Below are 256 nucleotides of genomic sequence, written 5' to 3'. Positions count from 1 at the left end.
ATCTACGGACGAGTGTGAACGGTCGTATTCGGATCGATAACGAGGGATTGAAGATCAGGAATGGCGGCTTCGTGCCGGCTCTGATCCAGCATCTCGGCGAAACGGAAACCCAGAAGCAATACAATCTCGGCGAGATACTAACGAATTTGGCATTCATTCACCGGTCCGTTGCGATCAGCTACTCGCGCGGCGAGCTGTTTTTGAGCATCAAAAATCCTCGCTACGTACATCATGCAGGAAACGCTTGGTTCAGGGC

General features: G+C 52.0%; 1 protein-coding gene. It reads left to right on the top strand.

Annotation, left to right across the window (positions count from 1 at the left end):
• Positions 1-14: 14 nt before the first annotated feature.
• The coding region (locus C1X29_RS28905) for a YaaC family protein (RefSeq protein ID WP_146023329.1) at positions 15-256 on the top strand (242 nt) is incomplete at its 3' end.

It is taken from the genome of Pseudomonas sp. GW456-12-10-14-LB2, from assembly GCF_002884345.1.
Lineage (GTDB): Bacteria > Pseudomonadota > Gammaproteobacteria > Pseudomonadales > Pseudomonadaceae > Aquipseudomonas > Aquipseudomonas paraglycinae.
Note: the sequence above shows the minus strand (reverse complement) of the source record. Positions and strands in the feature narration are given on the sequence as shown.